The organism is Lysinibacillus sp. NPDC093190 (assembly GCF_050280425.1).
GTDB lineage: Bacteria > Bacillota > Bacilli > Bacillales_A > Planococcaceae > Lysinibacillus.
This window is the reverse complement of sequence record NZ_JBNNVG010000012.1, coordinates 15,030-31,612: the sequence shown is the minus strand read 5'-3', so window position 1 is coordinate 31,612 and position 16,583 is coordinate 15,030. Positions and strand designations below refer to the sequence as shown.

Genomic DNA, 16,583 nt, shown 5'->3' with positions numbered 1-16,583 from the left:
CCAACCATAAAAAAACTATTCATTTAACTATATATACGAAAGCCCGAGTCCATTTTTCATAAGCACATATTGTAGAAGTAGTAACAAGGAAAGGAGGTGACAATATGGGTTGTGGCAAGCCAACAAATCCTATTGGACCAATCCATTCAGCAGGCTGCGTTTGTGACGTAGTACGCGCCATCTTAGACATTCAGAATCAAGCGGTGAGAGAAGAATGTCAACCATGTACAGCTAACTGTTTCTTAGAACCACTTGGAGGCATTGTAAGTCCTGCACGCTCTCATGCAGATACACGTGTATTCATGTTAATTACAAAAGACGGTACTCCTTTTAAAGCATTTTTCAGTTCACCAACAGCAGATCCATGTATATGTACATCAGTATTTTTCCGTGTAGAAGATATGTTCGATGAGTGCTGCGCTACTTTGCGTGTTTTAGAGCCTCTATGTTCATTTGACTCCAGCGAAAGTACAGTAGATCTATTAAGTCGAGATGGCTGCTGTGTCAACATGAAAAAAATATGTAAAGTAGATGATTGGAATTCAACTGAGAGCTGTATCACTGTAGATTTATCATGCTTCTGCGCTGTACAATGTATTGCTGATGTTGACTTAGGGATTTGTGAATAATCTTTTCTCCTTTGACACACTACACATAAAAAAAGTGTACAGCATCCTCTGCTGTACACTTTTTTCATAAGGTAGGTAATTGTTTACCTCGCCATAATACTTGTTCTATTTCTTCAAAATATATAATCTCTTGTGTCTTCAATTCGAAAGAAGTAAGCATCAATGAATCGGTCTGTACATCAGATGCACTACCGCGTAATTTTCTACCATCCTTCAAACATACAACTAATGGTTGATAGGCTTTTTGCCGAAATGGCTTTTCTAAAAATTGAAGCTGCTTTAGTAAATACGGATCTATTTGTACTTCTTCAACCACTTCGTCGTTTTCTTCAATAGTTTGTTCATTGAAATAGCCGTCCTTTATATACACTGACGTACTTTCATCCAAATCAAGTTCATGTAGCACCTTGGAAATATTCAGAAAATATGATGGTGACTTTATAAACAAGCGTGGCTCTTGACCCAAATTACTCACTTCCCTTTTTTCATACAATATGCAAAAGGAAGAAATTTGGTTCTCACGCTATTTGACTTAAGAACACTGTCGCCAAACCTAAGTAAATTAAAATACTTGTAATATCATTTAATGTTGTAATAAATGGACCTGATGCGACAGCTGGATCAATTTTCATACGATGCATAAGGAGTGGAATAAAAGAACCTGCAAGTGTTGCTACTAAAATCGAACCACAAAGCGCTGCTCCTACTAGCATTCCAAGAATAAGCTCTTGTTTCCAAATATAGATGATGCCGATCACAATCAGTCCACAAACAACTCCAGACATTAATCCTGTACCTGCTTCTCGTAGTAGTAATTTTAGCTTGCTATGGTCTTCGACATCGCCTGTCGCAATTCCTCGAATAGCTACCGCTAGCGCCTGTGTTCCACTATTTCCAGAAGTACCTGAAATGAGAGGGATAAACACTGCGAGTAATGCGACTTGTTCTAACGTTGCCTCAAAATGTCCTATCAAATTTGCTGTCAACATCCCTAAAAATAATAATATGACAAGCCATGGCAAACGCTTTTTAGCCGCTTGGAATGAAGTTGTATCAAATTTATCCATATCGGAAATACCCGCTAATTTAGAGTAATCCTCCGAGGCTTCCTCATCAATAACGTCGATAATATCGTCGACTGTAATAATCCCTAGTAATTCTCCCTTATCGTCAATAACTGGTGTCGCTAAGAAGTTATAGTCCTTCATAATTTGAGCAACCTCTTCTTGGTCATCCCCTGCGTGCACCATCACAACACGTTCATTCATAATCGAACGGATAAGGGTATCTTCATCAGCAATAATTAAATCACGAAGCGTAATAACGCCTGTTAATCGATGTGCTTCATCAATGACAAAAATATAATAAATGGTTTCGGCTTCTGGCGCTTCTTTCCGTAAAATTGCCATTGCTGAACGCACAGTAGAATTTTCTGGTATCGCTACATATTCAGGCGTCATGATAGAACCAGCTGTACCTTCGTCATATCTTAATAACTCATTAATCTCTTCAGCTGCTTCCTCATCCATCATGCCTAAATAGCTTTCACGTTGTTTTGTATCCAACTCATTTAAAACGTCTGCTGCATCATCTGCATACATATGAGAAAGCATTTCTGCACCATATGACGGATCCATCTCAGCTAAATACGCTGTGTATTCATCATCATCTATTTCGATTGCCTCAAAAATATCAGCCATTTCCGTCGGAGACAAGAACGCATAGATGATCTTCCTTATATCAGGCTCCACCTTCTCATAAAACGTTGCCTGATCATATGGATGAAGCTCTAAAAACTCATCGCGGAATGCATTAATATCATGTGCTTCGAGCATTTCTCGCAAACGTGCTTCGTCGAATTGCACATCATTCTTTTCATTTCTTTCCTCTATCATGCTTGTCCCCTCCTTCCGAGCATTAAATCATTAATACGGGCAATTCCGTAAATCTACCTTTTATATAATAGAGTGTATTGTGCCTTTTCTGCAAACCCTTTTTTTACTACATAGCAACCTACAACATCTCCGCAATCTAATTGGATAATCTGCAGATAAATGTTTCCGTTTTTCACCTACCACCATAGCGTGGAGTTGATCTCCGTTCCGACTAGGCGCTTCACTCGCGTTGCTCGCTCCAGGGTCTCATCTGTGACGCTGATCCCCAGGGAGTCGCCCAGTCTCCACTCCAATCAACTTATACATGACATACATTTCATTCCTAACTTGTGGTACTGAACCTAAAAAATCCTCTACTCTACTATACCCTACAATCGCTTTATCTTCATTCAGCACATGTTTTTTGTAGTGAAAGCAAAGCGTAAGTTACAGAAGATTCCCACCTCTGAAGGTGGTGAGATGAATGTGGATGTGGTTCCTTTTCAATGCGTGTCCAATCACCTACTGAAATAGAGGAACTCAGTCTAAGAACGCCGCGTCCTGTGGCATTACCGAAATGACCGACATCGTGTCGGCCCTCGTGCAGGCCTGAGCACAATTCAAAATCTGGACGCATTGTTCATCTGTGCGAAAGCGAAGCGACAGCAACAATTACGCCAAGGCGAAATTGATTTTCTGTTAACATGTTTTTAAGAAAACTTATAAAATGATAAAGAGATGCCCGTTTGTGCGAACATCTCCTTAAATATATAACATGATTCAGTAATAGTTTTCACGTTTCGTGAACTAATGACTGTATAGATAGGCTTTGAAGAAATAAACTTCAAACTAAGGAGTCATTCAATAATCGTTGCATATCTATGTTTAAGTTACTTGTGAATTGTAAACTCTCACCTGTCAAAGGATGAAGCATCTTTAAAGACACACAGTGTAAAGCTTGTCTATTTATTTGCTCGCGACTTCCACCATAAAGTTCATCTCCAACAAGTGGATGTCCCACATAGGCCATATGCACACGTATTTGATGTGTACGCCCTGTGTGCAACTTTAGTTGTATATGTGTCATCGGTTCATCATGTAAATAAAAGCTCCTTAAAATTGTCACATCTGTATGCGCAAATTGACCATCCTCACGCACCTCTCGCTCAATGATACTCGTCTCCTTGCGTCCAATAGGAGCAAGGATTGATTGTACTTCTTGTGCCACATGTCCATGTACAATTGCTTCATATTGTCGAGAAATCTCTCCACTGCGCTGTGCAAGCCCCGTTAAATGATGGATATGAGCATGTTTAGCAATGCATAGCAAACCAGAAGTATCACGGTCAAGTCTCGTTACGATATGAGCAGTTGATGCTAGTCCTTGCTGTTGAAAATGACCACACACTAGATTAGCTACGCTATGTGTTGGATGCTCACGCGAAGGAATCGTACTCTGATATGCAGGCTTATTAAGCACTAAAATAGCTTCATCTTCATAAATAATAGAAAGTTCACCATGTTCAATTGTGAGTCCTTCACTTTTTTCTTCAGGAGGGAATGTAACTTCAACTCGATCCCCAACGTGAAGAGGATGTCGAACATTGCGTTCAACATCATTCACTGTCAGTAATCCTCCATCAAATTTAATAGCCGTTAAAGCTCGCTTGGAGATGCGCCATTCCGTTAAGGCATCCCTTAATAGTTGGCCTTCCTTTTCCGCTATAAAATGCAGTGTAAACCTTGTATCCATATTACTCATTTGCCACGAATGATTCATGTACTCGTTCCCAAAATGGGAATGGACGGAAACGAGCAAAACGGACTCTTTCAGTTGCTACATTAAAAGCAATCGACTTCACATCGCCTTGCGTGACTTGTAAATGATCAACTGTCATATTAAAGTTTTGATCATTTACTGGACGTAAAACACAGTGATGGTGTGCTGGTAAAATGAGTGGTGAACCAACTGTACGGAAGACACGGTTATTGATAGATGCTATCTCAGTGATTTGGAGTGCTGCTAAAGTCGGGTGAATAATTGCTCCACCGAGGGCTTTATTATAAGCTGTACTACCAGAAGGAGTTGACACACAAAGACCGTCTCCACGGAAACGTTCAAACTGATTACCATTTAACTCTACATCCATAACAAGCGTGACATCTGGCGATTTCACAGTTGCTTCATTTAACGCTAAATACGTATTGGATTCCGCATTATGATGCTCCACCTTTACCGCTAGTAGTGGATACTCCACAACGTTAAAATCCTTTTTAGCAATGGACAAAACAAGCTTTTCTAATTCAGATGGTTTCCAATCCGCATAAAATCCTAAATGTCCCGTATGGATACCTACGAAGGCAACCTGATCTAGCAAATGAGAATATCGATGAAAGGCATGTAGTAAAGTGCCATCTCCTCCAATAGAGATTACGATTTCAGGAGCCTCTTCATCATAAGTTAACCCAAAATCCTGCAAATACGTTCTGGCCAGCTCCATTAATTCGTTCGACTGTGCATCTCTACGTGATTGAATGGAAAATTTCATTTTGTGTCACGCTCCTTCTCCGATAGTAAATTAGGATTCGATGCTTCTTTGTATTCACTAAAATAGGCCTGTGCTTCTTGAATCTCACTACGAATGGAAGACATTTCCTCATCCAATCGGAAGGCGGCCTCTGCTGCACTTTGAAGGCGATTTTTAATTTCCTCGGGGAACATGCCTTTATATTTATAATTTAAAGAATGCTCAATAGATGCCCAGAAATTCATAGCTAGTGTTCTTATTTGAATTTCAGCTAATACCACTTTTTTCCCTTGTATCGTTTCTACAGGATATTCGACAATCATATGATATGAGCGGTAGCCACTTGGCTTATTATGTGTAATATAGTCACGCTCTTCCACTACACGCATATCTTTACGTTGACGTATTAGCTCCGTAACTGTGGAAATATCATCTACAAATTGACACATAATACGTAAGCCTGCAATATCCCCTAGCTCATCACCTAGTCGTTTAGAGGGCTCAAAGGCAAGCCCTTTTTCTAATGATTTATCGTATATACTTGCTAAAGGCTTTACACGTCCCGTCACAAATTCAATTGGCGAATTTGCATTAACAATACCAAACTGTGAACGCATACCTTTTAATTTTACTTTTAACTCATCTACTGCTTGTTTATAAGGACTTAAAAATATTTCCCATTGTCCCATCGCAAAAACCTCCCGACATTCGGTATCGAACAAAACCAACACCGTCTGTTCGTTTTGTCTCTTTATTCAGCAAGAATTGCCTTGAAGTGTTGTTCCACCGTTTGGACAAATTCCGCCCCATAATTGTAATTTCCTTCAATATTATACACGAGCATTTCCAGTTCATCGTAAAAATTTGTAAGCTCAATAACTTTTTCACCTAGTTGTAGCTTTGGATTTTGCTTTTTTTGTAAAATATGTACAAGTTGCTCCCAACTACTCGGTGGAAAACGCAAGTAATGATAATTCTCTCCTGCATCAAGTAAATAAATAAACGCAAAGTCATCAGAATCTGCAATTAATTGTGCAGCAGGTTTTAACTGTAAATTTACTTCAATGTCGTTTAAACTAAAATGAAGTTGCTCGTTTTCAAAATTCAATGTTTCTATTGTATAAATTTTACGCACATGCGGTTCCCCTTTTCGTCTTACTCTTCCTCTTATTTTATCATAGAGGGTAAATAGTTGCAGTGTGTAAATATTAAATCGACGAAATCAATTATGCCTCGGTATAATGGCGTCTGGATTCGGCTTTGTGCTTGCATCAAGGAACTCCTTTTGCTGCACGATGTAACACATTTTTGGTGACACAGACGTTATCTAAGATTAAACGTTTGGAAATAACAATCTATTTTTTTGTCTAAATCAATATACGTAAAAAAATTAAAACAAACAGGTGAGCATATGGCACAACAACTTGAAATAGAATTTAAAAATCTCTTAACAAAACAACAATACGAACATTTATTGCAAGAATTCAATATTCCCGAAAATGCTATTCATCGTCAAACAAATCATTATTTCGACACACCTTCTCAAGCTATTCGGAAACGACAAAGTGGGCTTCGTATTAGACAAATCGACAAATATTTTGAATGTACTTTAAAAGAAAAAAATGCAGAGCATGTACATTTAGAAACAACTGACGAATTAACTGCTGAGCAAGCTAAGAAAATGCTTGTTGGAGAAGGATTCTATGCCCAAGAAGTAGCAAAAAAACTTACTTTCTTCAATATTCCTTTAGAAGAATTAGAAGTATTTGGTTCACTGACAACTGATCGTGTCGAAATTCCTTATAAGGATGGTCTACTAGTATTCGATCATTCTTTCTATTTGCAGTGCGACGATTATGAGGTAGAATATGAATCAAAAGATGCAATAAAAGGAAATGCAATCTTCGACGAATTTCTACAGCAACATGGTATCGAAAAGCGGGCTACAGATAAAAAAATCGCACGTTTTATGAAAGCATTACAAATGAATAAAGAACAGTAGCTTAACTAGTATAACAAGAAAGGGTGACAACTCCTTGGATATCCAATCACTCAGAACTTTACTTGACATTCAAGCATTACAAACACTAGGATCTTCAGAAAATTCATCGTCAAACAATCTTACAGACAGCAATTCTATGTTTTCAGACATGATTAGCGAACTGCTCGGCGACTCAACTACTGCGAACAGTGCAAAATTATCTAGTTTGCTCGGGGGTGTATCGAGCGCTTCGTCATTGATGAACCAGCTTAGTAATTTAAATGGGTTATCTGAAAACATGCAAAATAGTGCGTATCAATCATTACTTTATAATGGTTCTAATGCCGTATACATACCTACTGCTGTACAGGCAGCATTAGCAAACACACAATCTAGTACAAAACTCGACTCCTATGTTTCCGATAATGTAATTGGTTCAACAGCGTATGCCAATTCATTAGCAGGTGCGAACCAATACGCTTCGATTATTCAAAAGGCAGCATCTACATATAATGTACCTGAGAAACTCATCGCTGCAGTGATTAAGCAAGAGTCTAATTTTAATTCAAATGTGGTTAGTCATGCTGGAGCACAAGGATTAATGCAATTAATGCCAAAAACAGCGCAATATTTAGGGGTTACAAACGCCTTTGATCCTGAGCAAAATATTATGGCAGGGGCAAAGTATTTGCGCCAATTGCTAGATAAATTTGATAATGATCCTACACTAGCGTTAGCGGCTTATAACGCAGGATCTTCACGTGTTACAAAGTATGGTGGCATTCCTCCTTTTAAAGAAACACAGAATTATGTCAAAAAAGTGATGAATTACTACACAGTTTAATCGCATAAACATTGTTAATACAGTCTTTTTCGGCAAATTTCACCCACGTGGTGAAATTTGTGCTTTTCTAGCGAAAAACATTTCGGAAGAGCTCTTTGTTTGTGTTAACGAAAAGACGTTGATAGAATAAAGGTAGTCACAAGAAATTCACATTTGTAAAGATGACCAAGTATAAAAATATACTTTACGATATAAAGAATTAAAGGGGCATTTAACTTATGAGTCGAAAATACACTGTTCCTTATGAGGAGCTGGGGGCTGAAAAGCTTTCAGAGCTAATCCATGCATTCTATAAAAGAGTTGCTCAACATCCTGATCTTATTCCAATCTTTCCGAAAGATTTGACAGAGACAGCCCGCAAGCAAATTCAATTTCAAACACAGTATTTAGGTGGACCAAATCTTTTTACTGAGGAGCATGGACATCCAATGATGCGTGCACGCCATATGAATTTTCCGATTACACCTGATCGTGCTCAGGCTTGGCTTGAATGTATGTCCGAAGCGATGGATGAAGTTGGGTTAGAAGGGAAGTTCCGTGAAACTTATTATCAACGTTTAGTATTAACAGCTCATCACATGATTAATACACCAAATGACGCTGAGGGGGAATTGTTACGTGAATAATATTCAACTGTTGCAAGAGCCAACTCCTGAGTTTACTACTGTTAATAAGCCTATTGAATTGTATATTTTCGTAGATCCACTTTGTCCAGAAGCTTTTAATATGCAAGCCATCCTTCGTAGGCTACAGCTAGAGTACAACCATTACTTTACATGGCGCCTTGTACTAAGCACGGAGCTTGCCTCTTTAAATTGTTTAAGTAAGCGTGTAAAGGGTTGTGTATCAGGTATTGAGCTCGACATTAATCACCCTGTTTTACCATCTATCGCTATTAAAGCAGCAGAGTTACAGGGCAAACGTGCAGGAGCACGCTATTTGTCGAAACTACAAGAATATGTATTACTAAACAAGCAAGATGTCAATTCTTATGCTACGCTGTTAAAAATTGCAGAAGATGTTCAATTAGACATGAATGAATTCTCTGCAGACTTTGGTTCAAAGGAAGCAGCACGCGCCTTCCAAAGCGATTTATATATTAAACGTGAAATGGAAGTTGATGAAGTACCTAGTATTGTATTTTTCAATGAATGTATTGAAGATGAGGGTCTTAAAGTTAGTGGTAGCTATTCCTATGAAGTTTATGAACATATTTTACAAGAGATGATGGATGAGCAGCTTGTGCGCCAACCATTACCAACAATAGAAGCGTTATTTACAAAATTCCATACACTTTCAACAAATGAAGTAGCTTTTATCTACTCATTAACAGAACAAACAGCTGAACGCGAATTAAAGAAGCGTATGCTACAACAAAAGATTGAACGAATTCAGACAAATCACGATACACTGTGGCGTATTAAATAATGCAATTATACTATTATTCTAAGAATAGGGACTGATCCAAGAAGCCCTATAAATAAAGCAAGTGAAGAAAACTTCACTTGCTTTTCTTTGTCTTTTTTTAGCCCAATAAATCAATTATGCCTCGGCAATCATCTCACCACCTATAGAGGTGGGAGACTTCTATACCTGTCGCTACGCTTTCGATACAAAAAACATTTGTAACTGCCGTTTCACTTACGTTACATAAAACATTTGTAACTGCCGTTTCACTTACGTTACATAAAACATTTGTAGCTGACGCTTTGCTTTCGATACAAAAAACATTTGCTAAAAGAAGTTAACTTTCTCTCGGATTATACAAACTTACTGTAAATAAATGCACAACCTCATCTATCATCTCATCAATATCCGGATTAATATGCTCATTTATATATGGTAATGTCAATTGGAACACTAAAATTGACGACAGCAATGAATAGAAAAAATTCGCTGTATATTTAAAGTTCCCTTTTGGAATTTTCCCTTGCTCATGTAACTTAATTAAATAATTCTCTAAATGGTCAAATAACTTATTTGGATATTCAAAGAAAATTTTCTCAAACTCTTTATCTTGTTGAATCTCACGCATAAGTACCCAAATAGTTTCCTTGACAGGAATGTTTTCTTCAAAATAAGCTTGCGCCAAGATTTTAAGATCATGCTCTATATCCCCAGTAAATGCCTCTTCTACTTTAGGAAAATAATCTCTGTCTGTTTTATGTGAAATAACACTCTCACGAAACAAATTCTCCTTATTTCCAAAGTGTCTAAAAAGTGTAATGTGATTCACACCGGCACGTTCAGCAATTTCACGTGTTGAAGTTCCAGCAAACCCCTTTTCACCAAAAAGCGTCAATGCAGCATTAAGAATTTTTTCTCTTGTCTTCAACTTTGCCATTATGCCCACTTTCCTCCTCCGAACATAATTTGCTCAATATTATATCGGAATTAGAAAGTGATAGCAATCAGTTGCATTCAGTTAAATCAATTATGCCTCGGCATAATTGCGTCCGGAATCGGCTTTAGGCCAACAGATGTTTTTTGCGCGAAAGCGTAGTGCTAACGTAGCGTCAGCAGCATGATGTTGGTCACTCAGTCGTGTGTACCTGTCGCTACGCTTTCGGTACCAAAACATCTGTAGCTGACGCTTCGCTTTCGCTACCAAAACACCCGCTGAAAAAAGTTAATATTTCTTAGCAACCTCAAAGTTTCGTTCTCTAATATATTGCTTCATTCTTCTTGCATTTATGCCATTCAAATATGCGAAAACAGCACCAATTAACATAACAATTGCTCCAAATCTAAAAACTACTTTAAATGCTAAAGAAATATGATCCTTCATTATTTTTTCTAACGTTGGATAAAGATTTATTATTTCCTCCCTTTCAGTGGCAAAGCTCTTCTTAATTTCAGCATGTGCGTTATCTGGTGAAGATTTTAATAGTTTTTCCTCTTCGTCAGTTAGCTTATGTAAAACATCCTGTAGTGACGATTTATTTTCTGTTAGCTCATTTTTATTTTTATAATTTTCTAATTGAAGCTTTAGCTTTTCCTTCGTATTATCACTAAGTTTACTTATTTCAACCTTTTCGATCATACCCTTTTTTGCCGTTTTCATTTCGTTCTGCATCATATGCTGTAGCATCACTACTAAAATTGCCACGCCAACCGCAGCCCCAATTACACGACTTACTTGAAATAACCCTGATGCAATTCCAGCCTTTTCTTCGGGAACCTGCAAAATGAGTGCTATTGATAATGGGCTAAAGATTAAACCCGATCCTAAACCGACAATCATTAAAACTCCAACAATAGCCCAAACCGATTGATCTGGTGAAATAAAACCTAACAAGTAGGTTCCTATACTAAATAGTACATAACCAATTACACCAAACCATAATGTCCCCCATTTATTTGCTTTAGCTGCAAGAGGGGTAATGAGCATTGTTGCTATAGAAGATGAGCTGAGAATTAAGCCCGCCTGTATCTGAGAAATTCCGTTTATTGTTGTTAAATAAAATGCCATTAAAAAGTAGACACACATCATACCGATTCCTAAACATAACAGTGCGATATTCCCGCATGCAAATTGATAGTTTTTAAACAACTGAACTGGAAGCATTGGATCTTTATTTTTTGATTCAATCATTACAAACAATAGTAAGCCTATTACACTGCCAATTAAACAACTAAGAACAAGTGATGATGACCACCCAACTTCTTTCACTTGTAAAAGCCCGTATATGAGTGCAAACAATGACATACTAATTGTAATCATACCGATCCAGTCGATCTTCTTAGAAGCAGTAGGATCATACGATTCATGTACAAAAGTATGAATTAAACTTACTGCTAAAATCCCGATTGGTACATTAATATAAAATATCCACTGCCATGAAAAATGCTCTGAGATGACTCCTCCAATTGTTGGTCCCAATGCTGTCGATATCCCCGCCATTATTCCAAATAGTGCCGTTACAATACCAACCTTTTCAGGCGGAGTATGAACAAGTACTAAAGGAACACATACTGGAACAATCATTGCTGCCGCTAAACCTTGAATTGCACGAAATAAGATTAATAACTCAATAGATTGCGATATTCCACATAGAACCGACGCAACTACAAACAAAATAAGCCCTATTTGAAATATTTTCTTTCTTCCAAATTGATCTGCAAATCTAACCGCCGTTAGCAAAACAACGCCAAATGCAATGTTGTAGCTATCAACAACCCAAGAAATTTGATCAATTGTAGTTTCATAGTATGCCGTAATTTTTGGCAAAGATACATTCACAATCGTGGTGTCCAATAAAGCCATAAAAAAACCAAGTGCCGCCGCAATAACAGGCATAATATAATTTTGTTTACTCTTCACTTTCTATCCCCTTTTCATATAATGCAATCACTTGATTGCATTATAAATAAAAAATAAAATGAATGCAACTGGTTGCATTCATTTTATTTTTAGATTAGACTCTATAAATTTATCGGAATGTTCTAGTGATTTATCGGAACGTTTCAGCGATTTATCAGAACATTTTTGAGTTTTATTGGAATACTTCGCTGTTTGATCGAGATTTATAACAAAATAAAAGAAGCGCCACTATCCTCGACAGATAGTGACGCCTCTCTTTCACAAAGGGGATGGGAGAAATGTTCACGTTCAAACAAAGGGGTGTATGTTTGTTTTGTGATTTATTTCACATGAATCACTTTATCATGGAATAGTAAAGATAGCAATAAATCCGATGGTAGATTCACAAATTTGTCAAATAGAAAGCGATTACAAACAGTATTTTTTCAAGATACGCACTTTTAAACATTTAGAAATCAAAAAAAATCATTATTCTTTAAATTTTTATCGTTCAAATAATCATAGAAAAAAGGCTGTAGTGCCATTCCTACAGCCTTCCAAATTAATTATTCAACAATAATTTTTCTAACTCATTTAAACGTTCTTCAAATACTTTACATGCATCATCAATCGGTTTTGCAACGTTCATATCAACACCTGCTGACTTTAATACCTCAATTGGGAAATCAGAGCAACCTGCTTTTAAGAAGTTATTAATATAACGTTCTACAGCTGGTGTACCCTCTTCTAAAATCTGTTTACTTAATGCTGTTGCAGCAGATTTACCTGTAGCATATTGATACACATAGTAATTATAGTAGAAGTGTGGAATACGAGCCCACTCTAAGCCGATTTCCTCATCTACAACAATATCCTCGCCGAAGTATTGTTTATTTAAATTATAGTAAACCTCTGTTAAACGATCTGCCGTTAAAGATTCACCATTCTTATCCATTTGGTGGATTAGGTGCTCAAATTCAGCAAACATTGTTTGTCTGAAAACAGTACTTCTGAAGCCGTCTAGCCAATGATTTAATAAATAAATTTTCTGTTGTGGGTCTTCAATTGTTTTCAGTAAATAATCATTTAACAGTTCTTCATTACATGTCGAAGCTACTTCAGCCACAAAAATAGAATAGTCGCCATAAACAAACGGCTGATTTTTACGTGAATAATAACTGTGTACACTATGACCAAATTCATGAGCTAGTGTAAACAGATTATTAACATTGTCTTGCCAGTTCATTAAAATGTATGGATTTGTTCCATAAGCGCCTGAAGAGTATGCTCCACTGCGTTTCCCTTTGTTTTCTAAGACATCCACCCAACGGTTATCAAGACCACTTTGAACAATACCTTGATATTCCTTACCTAGTGGCGCCAAAGCCTTTACTAAAATATCCTTCGCTTCGTCGTAAGTGATTTTCATATCGACTTCCTTAACGAGTGGGGCAAATAAATCCCACATATGCAGTTCGTCTACACCTAAAAGCTTCTTACGTAACGAAATATAGCGCTGCATAGCCGGTAAATGTTTATGGATTGTTTCTACTAATTGATCATAAACACTTTCTGGAATGAAGTTGTTAGACATTGCTGCATGGCGTGCAGACTCATAATTACGGATACGTGCGCTGACATTATGCTTTTTAACATTGCCAGTTAATGTAGCGGAAAACGTATTTTTAAAGTTACCATAAGTTTCGTACATTACTTTAAATGCATTTTCACGAACAGTGCGATCTTTACTTTCTAAAAACTTACTATAGTTACCGTGAGTTAGCTGCACTTCTTCTCCGTCTTCATTTTTCACTTTAGGGAAGACCATATCAGCGTTGTTTAACATACTAAATGTATTTGAAGCAGTACCTGTAACCTCAGACATTTGTGCAAGTAATGCTTCCTGTTCTGCTGGTAATACGTGCGGACGTGCCATCGTTATTTCTTTTAAAGATTGCTTATACAGTTGTAAATCTTTGTTTTCTGCTAAGTAACGTTCTATTATTTCTTCACTCAATGATAAAATCTCTGGTGTTAAAAACGATAGGGCAGCTGAGATACTAGTTGCTAATGTTTGAATACGACTATTCATATCCTGGTAGATGCTATTTGTCGTATCTTGGTCATAACGCATATGAGCATACGTGTACAGCTTCATTGTACGTTCATAAATATCATTGTGATAAATTAGAACTGCTAATAACGCATCTGCACCATTTGTTAAAGTACCTGCATAGCTAGACGCCTTTTTTGCAATTTCTACAACTTCTTTATACTCTTCTTCCCATAGGGCGTCAGTTGCAAATATATCCTCCAAACGCCAAGTTAACTCTTCTGGAACTTCATTTCTTACTAAAACTTGATTACTAGCCATGTGCCAGCCCCCTTTATATGTGAGTTTTTCCTATACTCTCATATTTTCTCAGTATATTGCGGCAATTGCAAATAAATGTGCGTACATTTGCTCACAAATATCCAGAAAACAATCATTCTGATAACTTTTCGCCAGCACCATACCATAATTTTCGATAGCTTGTACCGCTTGATTTGTAACCTCTACATTTTGTTGAATTAAAAACGATCGAATAGTTTTCTCGTCTAGTTCATGAGGTGATAATTGTAAACGACGGCAAAAATGATGTAAGTTCGTTTGCCATTCAATAGAAAACATCGGTATCGCTTCCGCATCTTTTACCGGAACACCTACGTAATCAGGCATAGCAGTTAAAGCAAAGCGTAATTCATAACAACTTCGTAAAAATGAATCTTGTACCCCTCTACTATGAAATAATCGTTGATATACGAATTGCTTACAATGCTTTTTATAAAGCTGCCAATAAAGATGAAATTCCTCTTTCGAAATTAATCTAGGCTCATAAAAGGGAAAATGTTGCTTGTGAATAGTTAGTTCTTGTACTTTACCTATAAAAGTATGCCCATGAACATGAAGAAGATTCGTCCAATAAATAAATCTCGATGTGTTTGCATCATAGGTCACTAAATAAGCCAAGCCTTGTGCTGTGGCTATTATCACCTTTTGCATAATTGGAGAAATAGAAATTTTTTGAATACCTTGTGTAGATTGTCTTTGAGGTGTTTGAAAAAGCCACAATGGCTGTATAGAATTTTTCTCATATCCAGCTGTGCGCATTAGCCACTTTTCATGAGAAATTGTACTACATTGAAATTCAATGGCAATTTGCTTTCGCTCCTTTATCAGAAGCATATCTGGCCGTTGTGAAAGCTTCCGTAAATAAGGCTCCAGCTTTACTGTATGCCCGAGTTTTCTCAGCCATTCAAATAATTGGACTTTTCCTTGTAAATGAAGTTTTGATTCACCCTCTGCAAATAACTGTACACAGCTATTATTAGCAATATGAGCGAAATGAGGGATATTATATTTACCTATCTTTAATTGGACAGGCTGTTGGCATTGAGGACAATAAAATTTCATCTGCCGTCTATGTCGGTGTAAAGCTTCCCTTGAATATTGGTATGGGAGAAAAATCTGTTGCTGCTCGTTATAGGCCATAAGCATAAAATCATCTCCTTTTTGACTAATTGTAAAGGAGTGTTTTTATAGCAACAAATAAAAAACGGCTTTTTCCTGAAATTTTAAAATTGCTATCTTTTAAATTTTTACTTTCCCTCAATCTAGATCCTTTTAAATAAAAAGACTGTAAATAAACTTGTTGATCACCAAGTTTGTCTACAGTCTAAGTCACTGAATCAAGTACTTATTACTTTAAATAAAATATTTTCGTACTGTTTCAAAGCAATTAAATTCCATAATTTTTTCGCCATATTCCTCTAAGCGATGGATTGTAAAATTCGATGGTAATAAAAATTCTTTGATAACGGCATTTCTATCGTGATGATTTAGTTCTTCATCTGCGTTCGCGAAGTCAACTACCAAATAGTACCAATTTTCATATTTAAATAATGAGGAATCCACTAATTCATCTGTTATGCGTTTCGCTACAGGGATTAACTCATCAATATCTTTAAATTTATAAACATAAATGTCTGTATCCATAAATAACTCTGACTCATCTAAGTCACCAAATTGAGTTAGTTGACTGAGAAGATCCTCTCCAACGTCCTCGAATGGGGCAAACATTTCTTTGTGTTCATCAAAATGCGAAGAACCATCTAAGGTTTCACCGTCTTTTAAAATATGTGCACGTGTGACAATGATTTCTAAGCCAACTTCAGACGCATTGATATGAATCCAAATTGGACCTTCTACATCAAAGTAATCCTCCGTGTTAACTTCATCAATCATATCCCAAAAAAGTTGTTCACCCTTTGCTCGATTGTACCAAATTTCTTCACGACTATAGCCGCGATCCTCTATATCATTGTACGTAATAAAGAGCTTGAGTGTATTTTCGTTTACACGTTCGATGTCCACTAGACCTCAT

At 37.0% G+C, this 16,583-nt stretch carries 16 protein-coding genes; 5 read left to right on the top strand and 11 right to left on the bottom strand.

Annotated elements, in window-relative coordinates; translation table 11 throughout:
• The first annotated feature begins 104 nt into the window (after positions 1-104).
• Complete coding sequence (locus ACQKOF_RS11330) at positions 105-629, top strand: CotY/CotZ family spore coat protein (protein WP_079559573.1); 525 nt, start codon at positions 105-107, stop codon at positions 627-629.
• A gap of 64 nt (positions 630-693) precedes the next feature.
• Here the strand turns inward: ACQKOF_RS11330 and ACQKOF_RS11325 are convergent, their stop codons facing one another.
• The 6 genes from ACQKOF_RS11325 to ACQKOF_RS11300 form a co-directional block, all read right to left on the bottom strand.
• Entirely contained in the window at positions 694-1,104 is a 411-nt protein-coding gene (locus tag ACQKOF_RS11325) for a hypothetical protein (protein ID WP_427556798.1), read from the bottom strand.
• Between the two features lie 43 nt (positions 1,105-1,147).
• Positions 1,148-2,524 (bottom strand): magnesium transporter, encoded by a 1,377-nt coding sequence (gene mgtE / locus ACQKOF_RS11320; protein WP_427556796.1) that lies wholly within the window; start codon positions 2,522-2,524, stop codon positions 1,148-1,150.
• Positions 2,525-3,347: 823 nt separating this feature from the next.
• A complete protein-coding gene (locus ACQKOF_RS11315) occupies positions 3,348-4,283 on the bottom strand; it encodes an RluA family pseudouridine synthase (protein ID WP_427556793.1) in 936 nt (311 codons plus the stop codon).
• Complete coding sequence (locus tag ACQKOF_RS11310; RefSeq protein WP_370045225.1) at positions 4,258-5,052, bottom strand: NAD kinase; 795 nt, start codon at positions 5,050-5,052, stop codon at positions 4,258-4,260. The genes ACQKOF_RS11315 and ACQKOF_RS11310 overlap by 26 nt, the downstream gene beginning before the upstream one ends.
• Complete coding sequence (locus tag ACQKOF_RS11305) at positions 5,049-5,720, bottom strand: GTP pyrophosphokinase (RefSeq protein WP_400730655.1); 672 nt, start codon at positions 5,718-5,720, stop codon at positions 5,049-5,051. Before ACQKOF_RS11305 ends, ACQKOF_RS11310 begins: the two co-directional genes overlap by 4 nt.
• A gap of 62 nt (positions 5,721-5,782) precedes the next feature.
• Positions 5,783-6,166, bottom strand: a complete 384-nt coding sequence (locus ACQKOF_RS11300) for a hypothetical protein (protein WP_427556788.1) — start codon at positions 6,164-6,166, stop codon at positions 5,783-5,785.
• 276 nt (positions 6,167-6,442) lie between these two features.
• Between ACQKOF_RS11300 and ACQKOF_RS11295 the strand changes: the two genes are divergently transcribed.
• The 4 genes from ACQKOF_RS11295 to ACQKOF_RS11280 all read left to right on the top strand — a co-directional run bounded on the left by ACQKOF_RS11295 (position 6,443) and on the right by ACQKOF_RS11280 (position 9,284).
• A complete protein-coding gene (locus tag ACQKOF_RS11295) occupies positions 6,443-7,033 on the top strand; it encodes a CYTH domain-containing protein (protein ID WP_427556786.1) in 591 nt (196 codons plus the stop codon).
• Positions 7,034-7,067: 34 nt separating this feature from the next.
• Entirely contained in the window at positions 7,068-7,856 is a 789-nt protein-coding gene (locus ACQKOF_RS11290; RefSeq protein ID WP_427556783.1) for a lytic transglycosylase domain-containing protein, read from the top strand.
• A 218-nt stretch (positions 7,857-8,074) separates the two neighbouring features.
• The gene (locus ACQKOF_RS11285; protein ID WP_370045216.1) at positions 8,075-8,482 is read left to right on the top strand and encodes a globin; all 408 of its coding nucleotides are present in this window, start codon (positions 8,075-8,077) and stop codon (positions 8,480-8,482) included.
• The gene (locus ACQKOF_RS11280) at positions 8,475-9,284 is read left to right on the top strand and encodes a DsbA family protein (protein ID WP_427556780.1); all 810 of its coding nucleotides are present in this window, start codon (positions 8,475-8,477) and stop codon (positions 9,282-9,284) included. The genes ACQKOF_RS11285 and ACQKOF_RS11280 overlap by 8 nt, the downstream gene beginning before the upstream one ends.
• A gap of 316 nt (positions 9,285-9,600) precedes the next feature.
• Here the strand turns inward: ACQKOF_RS11280 and ACQKOF_RS11275 are convergent, their stop codons facing one another.
• From ACQKOF_RS11275 to mecA, 5 genes are all read right to left on the bottom strand, one after another.
• Positions 9,601-10,200 (bottom strand): TetR/AcrR family transcriptional regulator, encoded by a 600-nt coding sequence (locus ACQKOF_RS11275; RefSeq protein ID WP_427556778.1) that lies wholly within the window; start codon positions 10,198-10,200, stop codon positions 9,601-9,603.
• 285 nt (positions 10,201-10,485) lie between these two features.
• Positions 10,486-12,180 (bottom strand): DHA2 family efflux MFS transporter permease subunit, encoded by a 1,695-nt coding sequence (locus ACQKOF_RS11270; protein WP_427556776.1) that lies wholly within the window; start codon positions 12,178-12,180, stop codon positions 10,486-10,488.
• Between the two features lie 541 nt (positions 12,181-12,721).
• Positions 12,722-14,533 (bottom strand): oligoendopeptidase F, encoded by a 1,812-nt coding sequence (gene pepF, locus ACQKOF_RS11265; RefSeq protein ID WP_427556773.1) that lies wholly within the window; start codon positions 14,531-14,533, stop codon positions 12,722-12,724.
• Positions 14,534-14,581: 48 nt separating this feature from the next.
• The gene (locus ACQKOF_RS11260; RefSeq protein WP_427556770.1) at positions 14,582-15,697 is read right to left on the bottom strand and encodes a competence protein CoiA; all 1,116 of its coding nucleotides are present in this window, start codon (positions 15,695-15,697) and stop codon (positions 14,582-14,584) included.
• A gap of 207 nt (positions 15,698-15,904) precedes the next feature.
• Complete coding sequence (gene mecA / locus ACQKOF_RS11255) at positions 15,905-16,573, bottom strand: adaptor protein MecA (protein WP_427556767.1); 669 nt, start codon at positions 16,571-16,573, stop codon at positions 15,905-15,907.
• Positions 16,574-16,583 lie beyond the last annotated feature (10 nt).